The sequence below is a fragment of the Burkholderia sp. AU27893 genome (genome assembly GCF_002223205.1).
Classification (GTDB): Bacteria; Pseudomonadota; Gammaproteobacteria; order Burkholderiales; family Burkholderiaceae; genus Burkholderia.
The window spans coordinates 2554975-2574175 of record NZ_NKFD01000001.1 but is presented as its reverse complement, the minus strand read 5'-3'; the positions used below and the strand labels follow the sequence as shown (position 1 = coordinate 2574175).

Annotated in this window: 16 protein-coding genes; 11 read left to right on the top strand and 5 right to left on the bottom strand. The window is 67.6% G+C overall.

What is annotated here, in order from left to right; all coding sequences use genetic code 11:
* The 3 genes from cyoB to cyoD are packed head-to-tail and all read left to right on the top strand — an operon-like array spanning position 1 to position 2948.
* Positions 1-2007: a cytochrome o ubiquinol oxidase subunit I gene (cyoB, locus tag CFB47_RS12155; protein WP_089440478.1), complete on the top strand. Its 2007-nt coding sequence runs from the start codon at positions 1-3 to the stop codon at positions 2005-2007.
* The gene (cyoC, locus tag CFB47_RS12150; protein ID WP_089461249.1) at positions 2007-2615 is read left to right on the top strand and encodes a cytochrome o ubiquinol oxidase subunit III; all 609 of its coding nucleotides are present in this window, start codon (positions 2007-2009) and stop codon (positions 2613-2615) included. The genes cyoB and cyoC overlap by 1 nt, the downstream gene beginning before the upstream one ends.
* The gene (cyoD, locus tag CFB47_RS12145) at positions 2616-2948 is read left to right on the top strand and encodes a cytochrome o ubiquinol oxidase subunit IV (RefSeq protein WP_009692722.1); all 333 of its coding nucleotides are present in this window, start codon (positions 2616-2618) and stop codon (positions 2946-2948) included.
* Positions 2949-3055: 107 nt separating this feature from the next.
* On the opposite strand, the gene CFB47_RS12140 is transcribed toward cyoD, so the two are convergent.
* The gene (locus tag CFB47_RS12140) at positions 3056-3355 is read right to left on the bottom strand and encodes a DUF4148 domain-containing protein (RefSeq protein WP_089440475.1); all 300 of its coding nucleotides are present in this window, start codon (positions 3353-3355) and stop codon (positions 3056-3058) included.
* A 216-nt stretch (positions 3356-3571) separates the two neighbouring features.
* Between CFB47_RS12140 and CFB47_RS12135 the strand changes: the two genes are divergently transcribed.
* Genes CFB47_RS12135 through CFB47_RS12125 form a run of 3 tightly spaced genes read left to right on the top strand, consistent with a single transcriptional unit; the run spans position 3572 to position 6334 of the window.
* On the top strand, positions 3572-4246 hold the full coding sequence (locus CFB47_RS12135) for a response regulator transcription factor (RefSeq protein WP_039342574.1): 675 nt from the start codon (positions 3572-3574) through the stop codon (positions 4244-4246).
* A gap of 11 nt (positions 4247-4257) precedes the next feature.
* Complete coding sequence (locus CFB47_RS12130; protein WP_089456626.1) at positions 4258-5649, top strand: HAMP domain-containing sensor histidine kinase; 1392 nt, start codon at positions 4258-4260, stop codon at positions 5647-5649.
* 19 nt (positions 5650-5668) lie between these two features.
* Entirely contained in the window at positions 5669-6334 is a 666-nt protein-coding gene (locus CFB47_RS12125) for a response regulator transcription factor (protein WP_089461248.1), read from the top strand.
* Positions 6335-6412: 78 nt separating this feature from the next.
* On the opposite strand, the gene CFB47_RS12120 is transcribed toward CFB47_RS12125, so the two are convergent.
* Genes CFB47_RS12120 through CFB47_RS12105 form a run of 4 tightly spaced genes read right to left on the bottom strand, consistent with a single transcriptional unit; the run spans position 6413 to position 12572 of the window.
* Entirely contained in the window at positions 6413-6784 is a 372-nt protein-coding gene (locus tag CFB47_RS12120) for a DUF4148 domain-containing protein (protein ID WP_256946679.1), read from the bottom strand.
* On the bottom strand, positions 6781-8196 hold the full coding sequence (locus CFB47_RS12115) for an efflux transporter outer membrane subunit (protein ID WP_089461422.1): 1416 nt from the start codon (positions 8194-8196) through the stop codon (positions 6781-6783). The genes CFB47_RS12120 and CFB47_RS12115 overlap by 4 nt, the downstream gene beginning before the upstream one ends.
* Complete coding sequence (locus tag CFB47_RS12110; protein ID WP_089461246.1) at positions 8189-9364, bottom strand: efflux RND transporter periplasmic adaptor subunit; 1176 nt, start codon at positions 9362-9364, stop codon at positions 8189-8191. The genes CFB47_RS12115 and CFB47_RS12110 overlap by 8 nt, the downstream gene beginning before the upstream one ends.
* Positions 9354-12572, bottom strand: coding sequence for an efflux RND transporter permease subunit (locus CFB47_RS12105; RefSeq protein WP_089461245.1), 3219 nt, complete (start codon positions 12570-12572; stop codon positions 9354-9356). Before CFB47_RS12105 ends, CFB47_RS12110 begins: the two co-directional genes overlap by 11 nt.
* Positions 12573-12870: 298 nt before the next feature.
* On the opposite strand from CFB47_RS12105, the gene CFB47_RS12100 reads away from it, so the two are divergent.
* The 5 genes from CFB47_RS12100 (at position 12871) to CFB47_RS12080 (ending at position 19111) form a co-directional block, all read left to right on the top strand.
* On the top strand, positions 12871-13236 hold the full coding sequence (locus CFB47_RS12100; RefSeq protein ID WP_089456444.1) for a hypothetical protein: 366 nt from the start codon (positions 12871-12873) through the stop codon (positions 13234-13236).
* A 142-nt stretch (positions 13237-13378) separates the two neighbouring features.
* Positions 13379-15250, top strand: a complete 1872-nt coding sequence (locus tag CFB47_RS12095; protein ID WP_089440467.1) for an extracellular solute-binding protein — start codon at positions 13379-13381, stop codon at positions 15248-15250.
* Between the two features lie 52 nt (positions 15251-15302).
* Positions 15303-16346: a microcin C ABC transporter permease YejB gene (locus CFB47_RS12090; protein WP_089461244.1), complete on the top strand. Its 1044-nt coding sequence runs from the start codon at positions 15303-15305 to the stop codon at positions 16344-16346.
* Between the two features lie 48 nt (positions 16347-16394).
* Positions 16395-17492 (top strand): ABC transporter permease, encoded by a 1098-nt coding sequence (locus tag CFB47_RS12085; RefSeq protein WP_089461243.1) that lies wholly within the window; start codon positions 16395-16397, stop codon positions 17490-17492.
* Entirely contained in the window at positions 17489-19111 is a 1623-nt protein-coding gene (locus CFB47_RS12080) for an ABC transporter ATP-binding protein (RefSeq protein ID WP_089461242.1), read from the top strand. Before CFB47_RS12085 ends, CFB47_RS12080 begins: the two co-directional genes overlap by 4 nt.
* Positions 19112-19201: the final 90 nt, after the last annotated feature.

The window sequence follows — 19201 nt, the reverse complement described above, 5'->3', positions numbered from 1 at the left end:
ATGTTCGGCAAACTCACACTCTCGGCGATCCCGTTCGATCAGCCCATCATCATGGGGGCCGGCGCCTTCATGGGGCTGGTCGTGCTGGGCATCCTCGCCGCGCTGACGATCACCGGCCGGTGGAAATGGCTGTGGACGCAATGGCTGACCACGGTCGACCACAAGAAACTCGGCGTGATGTACATCATCGTCGCGCTGATCATGCTGCTGCGCGGCTTCGCGGACGCGATCATGATGCGCATGCAGCTCGCGCTCTCGTACAACGGGCCCGGCTACCTGCCGCCGCACCACTATGACCAGGTCTTCACGGCACACGGCGTGATCATGATCTTCTTCATGGCGATGGTGTTCATGGTCGGCCTGATGAACCTGATCGTGCCGCTGCAGATCGGCGCGCGCGACGTCGCATTCCCGTTCATCAACTCGCTGTCGTTCTGGATGACGGCCGTCAGCGCGATCCTGATCAACATCTCGCTCGTGATCGGCGAGTTCGCCCAGACGGGCTGGCTCGCGTATCCGCCGCTGTCGGAGCTGCAGTTCAGTCCGGGGGTAGGGGTCGACTACTACCTGTGGGCGCTGCAGATCTCGGGTGTCGGCACGCTGCTGACCGGCGTGAACTTCTTCGTGACGATCATCAAGATGCGCGCGCCGGGCATGACGCTGATGAAGATGCCGGTGTTCACGTGGACCGCGCTCTGCACGAACGTGCTGATCATGGCGTCGTTCCCGATCCTGACCGCGACGCTCGCGCTGCTCGGCCTCGACCGTTACCTCGGCATGCACTTCTTCACGAACGAAGCCGGCGGCAACGCGATGCTGTACCTGAACCTGATCTGGGCATGGGGTCACCCCGAGGTGTACATCCTGATCCTGCCGGCGTTCGGCATTTTCTCGGAAGTCATCTCGACGTTCGCGAAGAAGCCGCTGTTCGGTTACAAGACGATGGTGTACGCGACCTGCGCGATCATGGTGCTGTCGTTCCTCGTATGGCTGCACCACTTCTTCACGATGGGCTCGGGTGCGAACGTGAACGCGTTCTTCGGCATCATGACGATGATCATCGCGATCCCGACCGGCGTGAAGGTGTTCAACTGGCTGTTCACGATGTATCGCGGCCGGATCGAATTCACGACGCCCGTGCTGTGGACGATCGGCTTCATGGTCACGTTCACGCTCGGCGGCATGACCGGCGTGATGATGGCGATCCCCGGCGCGGACTTCGTGCTGCACAACAGCCTGTTCCTGATCGCGCACTTCCACAACGTGATCATCGGCGGCGTGCTGTTCGGCTATCTCGCGGGCTTCAACTACTGGTTCCCGAAGGCGTTCGGCTTCAAGCTGAACGAGAAGCTCGGCAAGGCGGCGTTCTGGTTCTGGCAGATCGGTTTCTACGTCGCATTCGTGCCGCTCTACGTGCTCGGCTTCATGGGCATGACGCGCCGGATCAACCATTACGACAACCCGGCCTGGCATCCGTGGCTGCTGGTCGCCGCATTCGGCGCGGTGTTGATCGCGATCGGCATTGCATGCCAGCTGCTGCAACTGGTGGTCAGCATCCGCAACCGCAACCTGCCCGAGTACCGCGACACGACGGGCGATCCGTGGGGCGGCCGCACGCTGGAGTGGGCGACTTCGTCGCCGCCGGCCGACTACAACTTCGCGGTGATCCCGCAAGTGCGCACGCTCGACGCGTATGCGGACATGAAGGCACACGGCGAAGGCCGGCCGAACCCGGCGGCGATTCGCGACATCCACATGCCGTCGAATACCTGCGCGGGCCTCGTGGTCGCGATCTTCAGCCTGGTGCTCGGCTTCGCGCTGGTGTGGCACATCTGGTGGATGGCGATCGGCGGGCTGGTCGGGATCGTCGCGACGCTCGTGATCTACAGCTCGCGCGACAACGACGGCTATTACATCCCCGCGTCGACGGTGCGGAAGATCGAAGACAAGCAGCCGACGAAGCGCGTGGCTGCGCGCGTCGACGACGTGGAACTGGAGGCCAACTGATGTTGCAGAAAACCTTGAGCGCAACCCTGCTCGAGCACGACGACCATCCGCCGTCGCATTCGGTGTTCGGGTTCTGGCTGTACCTGATGACCGACTGCGTGATCTTCGCGGCGCTGTTCGCGACGTTCGCGGTGCTCGGCCAGCAGTATGCGGGCGGGCCGACCGCGAAAGACCTGTTCGATATCCCGGGCGTCGCGGTGGAAACGGGCGCGCTGCTGCTGTCGAGCATCACGTACGGTTTCGCGATGCTCGCTGCGTACAAGCAGCGGCGCGGCGCGCTGCTCGCGTGGCTCGCGGTGACGTTCGTGCTCGGCGCGGCGTTTCTCGTGATGGAGCTGCGCGAGTTCTCGCACCTGATCGCGGAGGGCGCAGGCCCGCAGCGCAGCGCGTTCCTGTCGGCGTTCTTCACGCTGGTCGGCACGCACGGGCTGCACGTGACGGCCGGCCTGCTGTGGATGGTCGTGCTCGCCGGGCAGATCGTGTTGCGCGGCGGCGACATGACCGACCGCGACCTGCGACGCCTGACGTGCCTGAGCCTGTTCTGGCACTTCCTCGACATCGTGTGGATCTGCGTGTTTTCCTTTGTCTATCTCGCGAGCGTGATCTAAATGGCCCATTCGCATTCGTCTCAACTCGAAGAAGGGCACGGCAGTGTCGGCGGCTACGTCGCCGGTTTCATCCTGTCGGTGCTGCTCACGGCCGCGTCGTTCGGCCTCGTGATGGGCGGCGTGCTGTCGCCGCACGCGTCGCTGGTCGCGCTGGCCGTGCTCGCGTTCGTGCAGATCGTCGTGCACCTCGTGTACTTCCTGCACATGAACGGCTCGTCGGGGCAGCGCTGGAACGTGATGGCGTTCAGCTACACGGTGCTGACCGCGGCGATCCTGATCGTCGGCACGCTGTGGGTGATGCACAACGTCAGCATGAACATGATGTCGCGCTGAGCGGCAGCCAAGCGCAGCGGTAGCAATCCATGCGCGTTCATGCAGAAAAGGCGGCACTCGCGTGCCGCTTTTTGCTTTTCCCGGCCGTGTTGTGCCGGGTGGCAGGATCAGTGCCGGGCGCCCGCATCGGCGGTCAGCGCATGCGAACAGTCCGCACGATACTCGGCGGCGAGCCGATCTTTTGCACCGTCGAGATCGTCGGGGTAATACGGGCTCGCATGCGCTGGCTCGTAGCCGACCTGTTCGAGTTCGGTCAGCTCGCGCACGAGGTCCGCATGCGTGACGTCGTGGCCGGTGTGGACGAACGGATACGCGTTGCATTCCTGCGGCGTCAGGTGCGGTGCCGCGAACGCGGCGGTGCTGGCGCATGCGAGCAGCATGCAGGCGACGGTAGTCGACAGTTTCATCCGGAAGCTCCTGGTTGCGCGGCCCGATGCCGCATGACGTCAGCGTAGGCGGCGTGCACGACGGGGCGGGCGACGCCCGGATGAAACATGTTTCACCCGTGCGCCACGGCGCCGGATGAAGCATTTTTCATGTAGCGCCGGACGGCGATCGAGGCGGCTACGATAGTCGCGGGCGCATCGCGTGCGCCCGTCATGACGTTCATTGCGAGGGCAACCATGCGAGTACTGACGGTCGAGGATGATGCGGTGACCGCGAACGAAATCGTCGGCGAATTGACCGCGCGCGGGTTCGAGGTCGACTGGATCGACAACGGCCGCGAAGGCATGCTGCGCGCGATGAGCGCATCGTACGACGCGATCACGCTCGACCGGATGCTGCCGGGCGCGGATGGCCTCGCGATCCTGACCGCGATGCGCACGGTCGGCATCGATACGCCGGTGCTGATGCTGAGCGCGCTCGGCGATGTCGACGAGCGCATCCGCGGGCTGCGCGCGGGCGGCGACGATTACCTGACGAAGCCGTTCGATTCCGGCGAGCTGAGCGCCCGCATCGAGGTGCTGCTGCGTCGCCGGCAGGCGTCGGGCGTGCCGCAGCAGACGCTGTTGAAGGTCGGGGCGCTCGAACTCGACCTCATTTCGCGCTGCGCACGTCGCGGGGCCGACGAGATTCCGCTGCTGCCCACCGAGTTCCGCGTGCTCGAATTCATGATGCGCAATGCGGGGCAGACGATCACGCGCACGATGCTGTTCGAGACGGTATGGGGCTATCACTTCGATCCCGGCACCAACCTGATCGACGTCCACATGGGCCGGTTGCGCAAGAAGATCGATCCGCCCGGCGTGACCCCGATGATCCAGACGGTGCGCGGCTCGGGCTACATGCTCGCATGACGGAGGCCCGGATGGATGCGGCTCGCGCGGCGAACTTCACGCGCCGCTGGCACACGACGACGTTTCGGTGGCTGTGCGCGTATGCGGCGATCTTCTCGGTTTCGCTGCTCGTGCTCGCGGGCGTGATCAGCGTGGCCGCGACGCACACGATGGCGCGCGACACCGACGAGGTGCTCGCGTGGCAACTGATCTATTTCGATTCGATTCCCGATGCCGAGCTGCCGCTCGCGATCCACCGGCGGCTCGAGCACGAGCATATGCATACCAGTTTCTACGGGCTGTTCGACGCGAACGGGCGCCGCGTGGCCGGGGACATCGCGACGCCGCCCGCGCTGCGCACGGATCGCCACGGACGCACGCTGAACCGCACGCTTGCGCCGCTCGACGGCCAGCCCGCGCCGATCACGCGCGCGATGGCGGTACGCCGCGACAACGGGATGACGCTGGTCGTCGCACGCGACCTGTCGCATTTCATCCAGATCCGCGATGTCGCGATCCGCGGGCTCGTGATCGGCGGCGTGATGATCCTGATCGCGGGCATCGCGGGCGGCAGCATGCTCGGCATGCGGCAGATGCGCCGCGTCGCCGCGATCCGGCGCGTCACGCGGCAGATCGCCGAGGGCGATCTCGGCAAGCGGCTGCCGGTCGGACGCTACGACGAACTCGACCTGCTCGCGCATCTCGTGAACCACATGCTCGACGAAGTCGAACGGCTGATGGGCGAGGTGCGCCATACCTGCGACGGCATCGCGCACGATCTGCGTACGCCGCTCGCACGCGTGCACACGATGCTGGCCCGGCTCGCGGAGCAGCCGTTTTGCGCGGACGACCCTGCGTCGTCGGCATTGCTCGCGTCGGCGCGCGACGAGACCGACCGCTTGCTCGAGCGCTTTCGCGCGATGCTGCGCATCTCCGAGATCGGCACGCTGAGCCGGCGTGGCGGCTTTGCCGCGGTCGACGTCGCGGCCTTGCTGCGCGACGTTTGCGAGCTCTATGAGCCGCTGGCCGAAGCCGTCGACGTGTCGTTCGAACTCGCTTCAGCATCGGTCGACCGCATTCACGGCGATCGCGCGTTGCTGTTCGAGGCATTCAGTAATCTCGCGGACAACGCGATCAAGTTCACGCCGCCGGGCGGCCGCGTGCGCGTCGCGCTCCAGTCAACGCCGAGCGGGCCGCTCGTGCGGATCGAGGACACCGGGCCCGGCATCCCGCCCGGCGAACGCGACGCGGTGCTCGAGCGTTTCTATCGCGGCGAGCGCACGCGCCATGTGAGCGGCTCGGGGTTGGGGCTGAGCATCGTCTCGGCGGTGATGCGCGTGCACGGCTTTGCGCTGCGGATCGGCGATGCACCGCTGGCCGGTGCGGCGATCACGGTCGAATGCTGGCCGCGCTCGCTCGCATGATGGCGTCGGGGAACGAGCGATGCGCATCCTGCTGATTTCTTCGCCGAACCCGGAGGCGGCGCGGCTCGACAAGGCCTTTCGCGAGAGCACGCACGGCGTCGAGCGCGTCGACGGATGGCGCGATGGCTGCTTCGTGGCGACCCAGGACCGGTTCGATGCCATCGTGATCATTGCGCCCGATACCGCTGCCGACCCCGCGATGCTCGAGGCATTGCCGCGACTCGCCGCATCGGCGGGCGGCGCAACGATTGCCGCGATCGTGGGCGGGACGACACCTGCGCAGCGCGTGCGGATGTTGCTGGCCGGCTGCGATGTGTGTCTTGCCCATCCCTGTTCGTTCGTGGAGCTGCACGAGCGGTTGCGTGCGCTGTGGCGCCGCAACGGTGTCATCGCAATGCGCGAGTCGGTCCGGCTCGACGTGGCCGCGCGTGCACTCGAGGAGCGGGGCCGGAGGTTGGCGTTGAGCATGCGGGAATTTCGCCTCGTCGAATGCCTGCTGCGCGAAGCGGGGCGACCGGTCGGGCGCGACGCCGTGCTGCGTTATGCGTGGGGTGATGCCGACGTCGAACCCGAGACGGTCAATGCGCTGGTCGTGCGGTTGCGGCGCAAGCTGGCCGCACACGCGTTTTCCGCGCGCATCGAAACGGTCGCGCGATTCGGCTTCAGGTTCGACGCGGGCGGGTGACGGAGCGGCATCGCGCTGTGCCTGGCAGATGGCACAGCGCGATGCCGCGCGTCGCGCGGCAGGTTCGGTTGCGCACGTTCAGTGCGAATAGAGTTCGCGGTTGAGTTGCGCGAGCTGGCCGTCGCGTTCGGCACGGACGAGTTCACGATAAACCTGTGCACGTGTCAGCGGTGTTGCTGACCGCGCGTTCCATGCCGGTTGCGACGACAACGATGCGGAAGCGGTCGCGGCGTACGTCTGCGGCGCAGTCGCGGTGTCGGGCTGCGTTGCGCTGGCCCGGCCGGGCAGCGCGACGCACAGGGCGGAGAGCAGGGTGGCGAACATCAATGTCTTCATGGCGTGATCCTTTTCAAGTGACAGTGGCCGGTGCTGCGATGGCGATGCCGGCAGGATCGACGTTATCGGATGCGCCCGTGCGGGCACCGGGCGCGCCGATGAAGAAACGTTCATGAACGTGCGGCGTGCCAGCCGCCGCCGAGCGCGCGCACGAGCCCGACGGATGCCTGCAGGCGTCGGGCGTCGACGTCGAGCGCCGCGATCTGCGTATCGAGTTCGGTCGTCTGCGCGGTGACCACGTCGAGATAGCTGACCGCGCCGTCGCGATAGCGCGACATCGCCAGCGCAAGCGAGTGCCGCGCCGCGACGAGCGCCGCGTCGTCCTGGTCCGATTCGTCGCCGAGGCGGTGCAACTGCGCGAGATCGTCCTCGACGTCGCGGAATGCCTGCAGCACGACCGCGCGGTAGCGCGCGCCCTGTTCGGCGAGCTGCGCGCGCGCACGGCGTACGCCGGCGGCACGCCGGCCCCCGTCGAACAGCGTCATCGCGAGACGCGGCCCGATCGACCAGATCTCGTTGGGCGCGGCGAGCCACGGCGAAAACGTATCGCTCTGGAACCCGGCGTCGAGGCCGAGCGACAGGTCGGGAAAGTACGCGGCGCGTGCGACGCCGATTCGCGCGTTCGCGGCCGCGACGCGGCGTTCGGCGGCGGCGACGTCGGGCCTGCGTTCGAGCAGCGTCGACGCGAGTCCCGTCGGAATCGACGGCACGCCCGGCAGTGCCGCAACGGGCGGCAGCGAGAACGTCGACGCGGATTCCCCGACGAGTGCCGCGATCGCATGCTCGTCGAGCGCGCGACGCGCGGCGATGTCGGAAGCACGCGCCTGGGCGAGCGCGAGTTGCGTTTGCGCACGCGAAACGTCGAGCCCCGATGCGAGGCCGCCGCGATGGCGACTGACCGTCAGTTGCCACGCACGGCGGTACGTGTCGATCGTTTGCGCGAGCGTGTCCGCTTCCCGGTCGAGCCCCGCGAGGTCGAAGTAGGTGCTGGCGACGGCGGCCTGCAGGCTGAGCCGGACCGACGCGAGGTCGTCGTCGGCCGCCTGCGCGTCGTCGCGGCCGGCCGCGACCGCGTTGCGGACCTTGCCCCACAGGTCGACGTCGTAGCCGAATCCCGCTTCCAGCGTGTTCGACTCATAGGTGTCCGGCTGACCGCTGCCGCGCAGCGGCCGCCGCGCGGACTGACGGTCGCGGTCGGTCTCGGCATCGAGCCCCACGGTCGGCAGCAATGCCGCATGCGCCTCGTCGAACAGCGCGGCGGCTTCGTCGTGCCTTGCGACGGCAGCGGCGAGGTCGGGGTTCGCGCGTGCGACGAGCGGTTCGAGCCGGTCGAGTGTCGCGTCGCCGTACACGCGCCACCAGCCGTCACGCGGCAGACGATCGGCTGGTACGGCATCGACCCACGCGCCCGTTTCGCGAAACGCAGCCGGCATCGGAACGGCCGGCACGCGATAGGCCGGCGCCAACGAGCAGCCGGCGAGCAGCGCGACGCTGCCCAGCCACACAGCGAGCAGACGGTCAGCCATGCGCATGCTCCGTCGCCGTGGTGCCGGCGATACGCACGGGGTCGCCGTCGGCGAGCGAATCGGGTGGATTGTCGATCACGCGGTCGGCGGCCGCGAGCCCCGATGCGATCTCGACACGCGTGCCGAGATCGGTCGAGATCGATACGTTGCGCAGCCGCGCATGCCCGGTTGCATCGAGTACGGCGACTTGCAACCCGTCGTGGCGAAAGATCAGCGTGCTTGCCGGAATCGAGAGCGCATGCGCGGCGCCGGGCATCGCGATCCGCACCTGCGCGTACTCGCCCGGAAACAGCGTGCCTGCCGGGTTGGCGATCGAGAACTGCGCGAGCAGCGTGCCGGAAGCCGGATCGATCGATTGGGCGGAATCCGCGAGCGTGGCGTCGAACGTCATGCCGGGCCGCTCGGGCACGGTCAGCGCGACATGCATGCCTGCGCGGATCGCGGCCGCGTCGTCTTGCGGAACGTGGACGTACAGTCGCAGCCGCCGCGCGTCCGAGACGGTGAAGAGCTCGGCGCCGTTGCCGCTGCCCGCGTCGATGAGCGCGCCGACATCGGTCTTGCGGGCCGTCACGATGCCGTCGAACGGCGCGGTGAGCCGCTTGAACGATTCGAGCGCTTCGAGCCGTCGCACGTTGGCGGTGCTCGCCGCGACGGCCGCGCGTTTCGCGTCGAGGTCGCTGCGTTTCTCGTCGGCCTCCTGCTGCGAGACGGAATCCTGCGCGAGCATCTCGGCCCAGCGGGTTGCCGTGACGGCCGCAAGCCGTTCGTTCGCGCTCGCGCTCTGCAGGTCCGCGCGTGCCTGCTGCAATTGCTGGTCGAGATCGGGCGTGTCGATCGACGCGAGCAACTGGCCGGCTTTCACATGCGCGCCGATGTCGGCGTACCACGCGTGCAGGTAGCCGGGCACGCGCGCATAGATCGGTGCGTCGACGTACGCATCGAGCCGGCCGGGCAGCACCAGCGCATCGGCCGCGGCCGGCTGGGGCGCAACCGTCGCGACGGTCGGGATCGCCTGTTGCACGGTCCAGGCGGCGACCGCGTGCGCATCGTGCAGGCGGGCGACGACGCCGGCCGCCGCGACGGCGAGCGCGGCGATGGCGCCCGCGATCGCGAGCGGTTTCAGGTAGCGCGGCGTGCCAGGGGGGCGGACGTCGAATTCAGTGGACATGCTGTTCTCCCGGAGTGAGGGGCAGGGATTCGGAACGAGGCGCGCGATCGCGCCGGTGGACGAGGCTGAACACGACGGGCACGAACACGAGCGTCGCGACGGTCGCGCACAGCAGGCCGCCGATGACCGCGCGGCCGAGCGGCGCGTTCTGCTCGCCGCCGTCGCCGAGACCGAGGGCCATCGGCGCCATGCCGATGATCATCGCGAGCGCGGTCATCATCACGGGCCGAAAGCGCGTGAAGCCGGCTTCGAGCGCGGCGACGGCCGCATCGGCGGTGTGCGCGAGCCGTTCGCGCGCGAAAGTCACGACGAGGATGCTGTTCGCGGTCGCGACCCCCATGCACAGGATCGCGCCCGTCAGGGCCGGCACCGACAGCGGCGTGCGCGTGACGAACAGCATCCAGACGATGCCGGCGAGCGCCGCGGGCAGGCCGCTCACGATCACGAACGCGTCGCGCCACGAATGGAAGTTGACGACGATCAGCAGGTAGATCAGCAGGATCGCGCCGGCGAGGCCCGCGAGCAGCCCGCCGAATGCGCCGTTCATCGTCTGCACCTGGCCGCGCAGGGTCACGCGCGACCCCTTGGGTAACCCAGCCGCGCTCGCGTGCAGCACGCGATCGATGTCGGCGCTGACCGCGCCGAGATCGCGGTCCTGCGTCGTCGCGAAGATGTCGTACAGCGGGGCGATGTCGTAGTGCGACACGACCGCGTCGGTCTGTCCGCGCACGATCGTCGCGAGCCCGCCGAGCAGTTGCGGCGCACCCGAGCGGCCCGTGACGGGCAGCGCGCGCAGGTCCGCCAGCGACGCCATCCGGTACTGGGGCGTCTGCGCGACGATCGGATACGACACGCCGTTGTGCGGATCGAGCCAGTAGGTCGGCGACACCTGGCTCGTGCCGGACAGGCTGGCGACCACGGCATTGGTGACGTCCTGCTCGGTGATGCCGAGTTGCGCGGCGCGCGTGCGGTCGACCGATACGGTGAATTGCGGATAGGTTGACGCCTGCTGCATGCGCGCGTCGGCCACTCCCGGCACGCTGCGGACGCGCCGCAACAACTCGGTCGCATAGGCGCGGTTGGCGGCGCGATCGGGGCCCGTCACCTGCACGTCGATCGGTGCGGGCGCGCCGAAGTTGAGGATCTGGCTAACGATGTCGGCGGGCAGGAACGAGAACGTCACGCCGGGAAACGCGCGCGGCAGCCGCGTACGCAACTGCTTGACGTAGTCAGCGGTCGGCGCGTGGTCGCCCGTGAGCGACACGAGGATGTCGCCGTCCTGCGGGCCGATGGTGCCGCTGTTGCTGTACGTGAGGTTGATCCCGCTGTTCGGCAGTCCCATGTTGTCGACGATGCTCGCGATCGCGTGCGGCGGCACGACGCCGCGCACCGTCTGCTCGACGTGGTCGAACAGCGCGGCCGTTTCCTCGATGCGCGTGCCGATCGGTGCGCGCACGTGAATCGCGATTTCGCCTGCGTCGACCGACGGAAAGAAATTGCGGCCGAGCCACGGCACCAGCACGAACGACACGGCCACCGCCGCGAGGAACAGCGCGACGAAGCGCGCACGGTGGACGAGTGCGAGGCCGAGCACGACGCGGTAGCCGGCGCGAAGAGCCGCGAAGCGACGCTCGAACCCCTGCTGGAACGCGACGAGCGGATTGCGCGCACGTGGCGGCGGGAACGGCGCGCCGTGCGGCGCGAGCGCGGCCACCGGATGCGCGGCATGCGGTTTCAACAGGTAGCGGGCCATCATCGGCACGAACGTGCGCGACAGCACGAACGACGCGATCATTGCGAAGATCACGGCTTCGGCCATCGGCACGAACAGGAAGCGGGCCACGCCGTCGAGCAGCAGCATCGGCACGAACACGATGCAGATGCACAGCAGCGACACGAAGGCCGGCGCGACGATCTGCGACGCGCCGTCGAGGATCGCATCGCGCACTGCCTTGCCCTGTTCGAGGTGCCAGTTCACGTTCTCGATCGTGACGGTGGCATCGTCGACGAGAATGCCGACTGCGAGCGCGAGCCCGCCGAGCGTCATCACGTTGAGCGTCTCGCCCGCGGCCGCGAGCGCCGCGATCGCGGCCAGCACGGCGAGCGGAATGGACGCGGCGATGATCAGCGTCGAGCGCCAGCTGCCGAGGAACAGCAGGATCATCGCGGACGTGAGCGCGGCGGCGATCAGGCCTTCACGGGCCACGCCGCTGACGGCGCCCTTGACGAACACGGACTGGTCGCCCATCACGACGAGCCTGAGCGAAGGCGGCAGGGTCGCCTCGATGCGCGGCAACTGCGCCTTGACGCCCGAGATGATGTCGAGCGTCGACGCCGAACCGCTTTTCAGCACGCTCATCAGCACCGCGCGCCGGCCGTCGACGCGCACGATGTTGCCCTGCGGAGGATAACCGTCGCGCACGTGCGCGACGTCGCGCATGAAGATCACCGCGCCGTTCACGCTCCGGATCGGCAGCGCATTGAGCTGGTCGATGGTCAGCGGGCTGTCGTTGAGCCGGATGTTGTACTCGAAGCCGCCGATCTTTTGCGTGCCGGCCGGGATGATCTGGTTCTGCTGCGCCAGCGCGGTCGCGACATCCTGCGCGGACAGCCCCTTGGCCTGCAGCGCCTGCGGATCGAGATCGATCTGCACCTGGCGCACCTTGCCGCCGTACGGCGACGGAATCGCGACTCCCGCGACGGACAGCAGCTGCGGCCGGATCACGTTGGTCGCGTAGTCGCCGAGCTGCTGTTCGTTCAGCGTGTCGCTCGTCAGCGCCAGCTGCAGCACGGGTACGGTCGACGCGTTGTAGTTGAGGATCTGCGGCGGCGTGGTGCCCGGCGGCATCTGCTTGAGCACGGTCTGCGAAATCGACGTGACCTGTGCGGTCGCGGTGCGGATGTCGACGCTCGGCTGGAAGAAGATCTTGACGATCCCGAAGCTGCGGAACGATTGCGACTCGATGTGCGCAACGTCGTTGACCGTCGTGCCGAGCGTACGCTCGTAGTAGGTGACGATGCGCCCGGCCATGTCGGCCGGCTGCAGGCCCGCGTAGTTCCACACCACGCTGATGACCGGAATCCGGATGTCGGGGAAGATGTCGGTCGGCGTGCGCAGCGCCGCGAGTGGCCCCGCGATCAGGATCAGCAACGCGAGGACGATGAATGTATAGGGGCGCGCAAGCGCGAGTCGGACGAGTTTCAGCATCGGCGAGGTCTCCGCCGGCGCGGGGCGCCGGCCTGTCAGCGAAGTGCCGAAGCGCGGCGGGGCGCCCGGTTCGGCTCGCGCAGTGTGCGTGGCGCCGCTTAACGCGGGGCGCGGCGCAGGATGAAAGATGTTTTAGGAACGGGGCGTGAGGGGGCGGGGCGGGCGTCGATTGTTACAAGACGTTAGCGCGGGCTTACCGTTGCGACGCGGCGCATCAGTTCTTACAAAGTGGAAATATGTGGAGACGGCGCTTGCCGTTATAGTCGAATCACACATGAAACAACCAGAAGAGGAATCCATGAAGACCTTGCGTGTTGCCTCGCTCTTGACCGGTATGACGGCGTTGCTCGTGTCGGGCGCAGCAATGGCGGGAGTCAATGTCGGGATCAATCTCGGCGTTCCGGCGCCGGTCTACGTCGCGCCCGCACCCGTGTATGCGCCGCCGCCTCCGCCGCCGGTCGTCTATCAGCCTGCGCCGGTCTACGCGCCCGCCCCGGTGTACGCACCGGGACCGGCCATCGTGATCGGCTGGCACGGTGACCGCTACTGGGACGGCCGCCGCTACTGGGGCCGTGACGAGTGGTACCGCCATCACGGCCGCGGCTGGGGCGATCGCGGCGATCGCGGCCACTGGGACAACGGCCGCCACAACGGCTGGCACTGATCGGCAGGGCGCGCCCGCCTGATGCGCGCCCCCGATCCCGCTCGTGAAGAAACCGCCCGCGTGGCGGTTTTCTTTTGGCTCGCCGGCTTGAATGGGTAGAATCGTCCCTCGTTACTCCCCTCATTCGACCGACAGGGCCTCTATGACGAAGGGTTCGCCCCGGGCCGCCGCCGCGCGCGTCCGCCGTGCGGTACGAACTGCCGGCCGCACGGCCGCGGTGTTCGTGCTGCAAGCGGTGCTGGCCGCGACTGCTGCGCACGCGGCCTACGCCATTGCGCAGTACGGCGAGCCGAAGTATCCGCCGGGCTTCAAGCATTTCGACTACGTCAACCCCGATGCGCCGAAGGGCGGCACGCTCGTGCTGGCGAACCCGAACCGGCTGACCTCGTTCGACAAGTTCAACCCGTTCACGATGCGCGGCAACCCGGCGCCGGGCATCGACATGCTGTTCGAGAGCCTCGCGACCGGCAGCTCGGACGAGCCGGCCTCGGCGTACGGGCTGCTCGCCGACGACATCGACATCGCGCCGGATCGCCGGTCGGTCACGTTCCACCTGAATCCGCGCGCGCGCTTCTCGAACGGCGAGCGCGTCACCGCCGACGACGTCAAGTTCTCGTTCGACACGCTGAAGAGCAAGCAGGCCGCGCCGCAGTTCGCCGCGTATTTCGCGGAGATCGCGAAGGCCGTGGTCGTCGATCCGGCCACCGTGCGCTTCGAGTTCCGCAGCGCGAACCGCGAACTGCCGCTGATCGCCGGCGGCGTGCCGGTGTTTTCCCGCAAGTGGGGATTGCGCGCGGACGGCTCGCGCATCCCGTTCGACCAGCTCGCGTTCGAGCAGCCGATCGGCAGCGGCCCGTACCTGATCGACCATTACGACAACGGCCGGACGATCACTTACCGACGCAACCCGGCCTACTGGGGCGCCGACCTGCCGGTGCGGGTGGGCACCAACAACTTCGAGCGGATCGTCTACAAACTGTACGGCGACGGCGTCGCGCGGCTCGAGGCGTTCAAGGCCGGCGAATACGACGTGCTCGTCGAGTACATCGCGCGCAACTGGACGCGCCGCGACGTCGGCAAGCGCTTCGACAACGGCGAGCTCGTCAAGCGGGAATTCCGCCAGCATAACGGCGCGGGCATGCAGGGCTTCTTCATGAACCTGCGCCGGCCGCTGTTTCGCGACGTGCGCGTGCGCCAGGCGCTCGACCTCGCGTTCGACTTCGAATGGCTGAACCGCCAGCTGTTTTACAGCGCCTACACGCGGATGAACAGCTACTTCGCCGACACCGACCTGCAGGCGACCGGCACGCCGGGCCCCGGCGAGCTGAAGCTGCTGGAGCCGCTGCGCGCGCAGCTCGACCCGGCCGTGTTCGGTCCGGTGGTCACGCAGCCGAACACGAATCCGCCGGGCTCGCTGCGCGCGAACCTGTTGAAGGCGCGCGCACTGCTCGCGCAGGCCGGCTGGACCTATCGGGACGGCGCGTTGCGCAACGCGAAGGGCGAGCCGTTCACGTTCGAGATACTCGACGATTCCGGCGCGGCAATGGAAGGGATCGTGGCGGCGTACCAGCGCAATCTGGCGAAGCTCGGCATCGACGCACGTTTTCGCACGGCCGATTTCGCGCTGCTGCAAAAGCGTCTCGACGCGTTCGACTACGACATGACGACGATCCGCCTGCCGGGCGTGCAGGTGCCGGGCGCCGAGCAATACTCGCGTTACGCGAGCAAGTTCGCCGACGAGCCGGGCTCCGACAACTTCATCGGGTTGAAGTCGCCGGCCGTCGACGCGCTGCTGCACGCGCTCGGTACCGCGCAGACGCGCGAAGACCTGCTCGACGCGACGCACGCGCTCGACCGCGTGCTGATGCACGGCTACTACGCGGTCCCGCAGTGGTACAGCACGACGCACCGGGTCGCGTACAAGCGCACGCTTGCCTATCCGCAGACGCTGCCGCTGTACTATTCGGCCGAGGGCTGGGTCGTGTCGACGTGGTGGGCGAAGCCCGATCACTGAACCACGCCGCCCTGACGTCCCATCCCGCCTACCGATCGCGAGTCGACGCCCTATGTGGAGCTACATCCTCAAACGCCTGCTGCTGATGATCCCGACGCTCATCGGCGTGCTGACCCTCACGTTCGCGGTGATCCAGTTCGTGCCGGGCGGCCCCGTCGAACAGGCCGTGCAGGAATTGCGCAAGGGCGCGACGGAGCAGGGCGCGGTGCCGTTCGGGATGCGTGCGCACACCGGCGTCGACGCGCAGCAGCTCGCGCAGCTCAAGGCGCTGTACGGCTTCGACAAACCGCCGCTGGAGCGCTACTGGCTGATGCTCAAGCGCTTCGCGCGCTTCGATCTCGGCGACAGCTACTTTCGCCACCAGAGCGTGTGGTCGCTGGTGGTGCAGAAGCTGCCCGTGTCGATCAGCATCGGGCTGTGGACGTTCTTCCTCACGTACCTGATATCGGTGCCGCTCGGCATCGCAAAGGCCGTGCGCAACGGTTCGCCGTTCGACGTCGCGACGAGCCTCGTCGTGCTCGTCGGCTATGCGATTCCGGGCTTCGTACTCGGCGTGCTGCTGCTCGTGCTGTTCGGCGGCGGCTCGTTCTGGCAGCTGTTCCCGCTGCGCGGGCTCACGTCGGACAACTTCGCGCAGCTGTCGCTCGTCGGCAAGGTGCTCGACTATCTGTGGCACATCGCGCTGCCGATCACGGCGTCGGTCGTCGGCAGCTTCGCGGTCGTCACGATGCTCACGAAGAACGCGTTCCTCGACCAGATCCGCCGGCAATACGTGCTGACCGCGCGCGCGAAGGGGCTCTCCGAGCGCAACGTGCTGTGGAAGCACGTGTTCCGTAATGCGATGCTGCCGCTGATCGTCGGCTTTCCGGCCGCGTTCATCGGCGCGTTCTTCACCGGCAGCCTGCTGATCGAGACGCTGTTCTCGCTCGACGGCCTCGGGCTGCTGTCGTACGAGTCGGTCGTGCGGCGCGACTATCCGGTCGTGCTCGGCACGCTTTATCTGTTCACGCTGATCGGGCTCACGACCAAGCTGATCTCCGATCTCTGCTATGTGTGGGTCGATCCGCGCATTCAATTCGACACCCTGGAGCGCTGACATGAAACCGTCCGTCTGCATGCCCGGCGTCACCGGGCGAGGTGCGCGATGAACCGGGCCGTCGTGTCCTCCCGCATCGACGCGGCGCGCGCCCGCGTGTCGCCGTCGCCCGCACGCCGCGTATGGCAGCGCTTCAGGCAGCAACGCCTCGGCTACTGGAGCTTCGTGATCTTTTTCGTGGCCTTCGCCGCGAGCGTGGCGGCGCCGCTGTGGTCGAACGACAAGCCGCTCGTCGTGCGTTACGACGGCCAGACCTATTTCCCGCTGTTCCACGCGTATCCGGAGACGACCTTCGGCGGCGACTTCCCGACGCCGGCCGACTATCTCGATCCATACGTGCGCAAGCGGCTCGAGGCGCCCGGCAACTTCGTCGTCTACCCGCCGAACCGTTACTACTACGACACGCTGAACTACTTCTCGAACGTGCCGAACCCCGCGCCGCCGTCCCGCGCGAACTGGCTCGGCACCGACGCGCAGGGGCGCGACCTGCTCGCGCGGCTCGTGTACGGGTTCCGCGTGTCGGTCGAGTTCGGGCTGATCCTGACCGTGATCGGCACGCTGCTCGGGATCGCCGCGGGCGCCGTGCAGGGCTTCTTCGGCGGGCGCATCGACATCGTCGGGCAGCGGCTGATCGAAATCTGGAGTTCGTTGCCGGAGCTGTACCTGCTGATTATCTTCGCGTCGATCTTCGAGCCGAGCTTCCTGCTGCTGATCGTGCTGCTGTCGCTGTTCGGCTGGATCGGACTCGCCGACTACGTGCGCGCGGAATTCCTGCGCAACCGCACGCAGGACTACGTGCGCGCGGCGCGCGCGATGGGCCTCACGAACTGGCAGATCATCTGGCGCCACGTGTTGCCGAACAGTCTCACGCCGGTGATCACGTTCCTGCCGTTCCGGATGAGCGGTTCGATCCTCGCGCTCACGAGCCTCGATTTCCTCGGGCTCGGCGTGCCGCCGCCGACCCCGAGCCTGGGCGAACTGCTCGCGCAGGGCAAGGGTAACCTCGACGCGTGGTGGATCTCGCTGTCGACCTTCGGCGTGCTGGTCGCGACGCTGCTGCTGCTGACCTTCATGGGCGATGCGCTGCGCAATGCACTCGACACGCGGATCGCCGATTCGGTGCGCGCGGCGGGAGGCCAGCGATGAGCGAACCGGTCGTATCGACGCAGCGCGAGCCGCTGCTGGCGCTCGAGCATCTGCATGTGCGCTTCGGCGACACGGTCGCGGTGGACGACGTGACGCTCGCGATCGGCCGCGGCGAGCGCGTCGCGCTGGTCGGCGAGTCGGGGTCGGGCAAGAGCGTGGCCGCGTTGTCGATCCTGCGGCTGCTGCGCGACGCCGACGTGAGCGGCGCGATCCGCTTCGCGGGGCAGGACCTGATGACCAAGAGCGAGCGCGAGATGCGCGGGTTGCGCGGCTCGGACATCGCGATGATCTTCCAGGAGCCGATGACCGCGCTCAACCCGCTGTATACGATCGGCGTGCAGATCGGCGAGACGATCGTGCTGCACGACGGCGTCTCGGCGGTCGAGGCGCGCAAGCGCGCGATCGCGTTGCTCGCGCGCACGGGCATCGCGGAGCCGGAGAAGCGCGTCGACAGCTATCCGCACCAGTTGTCGGGCGGTCAGCGCCAGCGCGCGATGATCGCGATGGCGCTCGCCTGCCGGCCGCGGCTGCTGCTGGCCGACGAGCCGACCACCGCGCTCGACGTGACGATCCGCGCGCAGATCGTCGACCTGCTGCTGGAACTGCAGCGCGAGGAGGCGGAAAAGCGCGGAATGGCGATCCTGCTGATCACGCATGACCTGAATCTCGTGCGGCACTTCGCGGATCGTGTCGCGGTGATGGAGCACGGCCGGCTCGTCGAGAGCGGGCCCGTCGAACGGATCTTCGCGGAACCCGAGCATCCGTACACGCAGCGGCTCTTGAACAGCCGGCCGCAACGCGCGGTCACGCCGGTGATGCCGATCGCGCCCGTCGTGCTCGACGCGCAGCACGTGAGCGTGCAGTTCGCACGCAAGCGGCCGGGCATCGCGGGATGGTTCGGCTCGGTGCCGGTGACGGCCGTAGCCGACGTGTCGGTGTCGGTGCGGCAGGGCGAGACGCTCGGCATCGTCGGCGAATCGGGATCGGGGAAGTCGACGCTCGCGATGGCGCTGCTCGGCCTGCAGAAGACGGCCGGCGGCACGATCGAATTCCAGGGGCGCGCGCTGTCGACCTATCGCGGCCGCGAACAGACCGCGCTGCGCTCGAACATGCAGGTCGTCTTTCAGGATCCGTTCAGTTCGCTTTCGCCACGTCACACGATCGAGCGGATCGTCGGCGAGGGGCTCGAGCTGCATCGCCCGGACATGACACCCGACGCGCGGCGTGAGAAGTCGCTCGCGGTGCTGCGCGAAGTCGGCCTCGACCGCACGGTGCTGCACCGATATCCGCACGAATTCTCGGGCGGGCAGCGCCAGCGGATCGCGATCGCGCGGGCGCTGGTGCTGGAGCCGCGCATCCTGATCCTCGACGAGCCGACGTCCGCGCTCGACGTGTCGATCCAGCAGCAGGTGCTGAAACTGCTCGCGAATTTGCAACAGAAATACAACCTCGGCTATGTCTTCATCAGCCATGACCTGGAGGTGATCGGGGCGATGGCGCACCGCGTCGCGGTGATGCAGGACGGGGCCGTCGTCGAGTCAGGGGAGGTGGCCGACATCTTCGCCAGACCGTCACATCCTTACACACAAAAGCTGTTGAAAGCGGTCTGGAAAGCGTGATAGGCGGCCAATGGTCTGACTATCTCGATTGTATTTATTAATTTGTTTTGACAAACGATTACGCGCTGGCTAGTATCGACCGAAATTTTC

Bases quoted from the DNA above. Each gene is read 5' to 3' on its own strand.
- CFB47_RS12080 (WP_089461242.1), top strand. From the start codon at position 17,489: ATGAGCGAACCGGTCGTATCGACGCAGCGCGAGCCGCTGCTGGCGCTC.
- CFB47_RS12135 (WP_039342574.1), top strand. From the start codon at position 3,572: ATGCGAGTACTGACGGTCGAGGATGATGCGGTGACCGCGAACGAAATC.
- CFB47_RS12120 (WP_256946679.1), bottom strand. From the start codon at position 6,784: ATGAACGTTTCTTCATCGGCGCGCCCGGTGCCCGCACGGGCGCATCCG.
- cyoB (WP_089440478.1), top strand. From the start codon at position 1: ATGTTCGGCAAACTCACACTCTCGGCGATCCCGTTCGATCAGCCCATC.
- CFB47_RS12125 (WP_089461248.1), top strand. From the start codon at position 5,669: ATGCGCATCCTGCTGATTTCTTCGCCGAACCCGGAGGCGGCGCGGCTC.
- CFB47_RS12110 (WP_089461246.1), bottom strand. From the start codon at position 9,364: ATGTCCACTGAATTCGACGTCCGCCCCCCTGGCACGCCGCGCTACCTG.
- cyoC (WP_089461249.1), top strand. From the start codon at position 2,007: ATGTTGCAGAAAACCTTGAGCGCAACCCTGCTCGAGCACGACGACCAT.
- CFB47_RS12105 (WP_089461245.1), bottom strand. From the start codon at position 12,572: ATGCTGAAACTCGTCCGACTCGCGCTTGCGCGCCCCTATACATTCATC.
- CFB47_RS12115 (WP_089461422.1), bottom strand. From the start codon at position 8,196: ATGGCTGACCGTCTGCTCGCTGTGTGGCTGGGCAGCGTCGCGCTGCTC.
- CFB47_RS12140 (WP_089440475.1), bottom strand. From the start codon at position 3,355: ATGAAACTGTCGACTACCGTCGCCTGCATGCTGCTCGCATGCGCCAGC.
- CFB47_RS12095 (WP_089440467.1), top strand. From the start codon at position 13,379: ATGACGAAGGGTTCGCCCCGGGCCGCCGCCGCGCGCGTCCGCCGTGCG.
- CFB47_RS12100 (WP_089456444.1), top strand. From the start codon at position 12,871: ATGAAGACCTTGCGTGTTGCCTCGCTCTTGACCGGTATGACGGCGTTG.
- CFB47_RS12085 (WP_089461243.1), top strand. From the start codon at position 16,395: ATGAACCGGGCCGTCGTGTCCTCCCGCATCGACGCGGCGCGCGCCCGC.
- CFB47_RS12090 (WP_089461244.1), top strand. From the start codon at position 15,303: ATGTGGAGCTACATCCTCAAACGCCTGCTGCTGATGATCCCGACGCTC.
- cyoD (WP_009692722.1), top strand. From the start codon at position 2,616: ATGGCCCATTCGCATTCGTCTCAACTCGAAGAAGGGCACGGCAGTGTC.
- CFB47_RS12130 (WP_089456626.1), top strand. From the start codon at position 4,258: ATGGATGCGGCTCGCGCGGCGAACTTCACGCGCCGCTGGCACACGACG.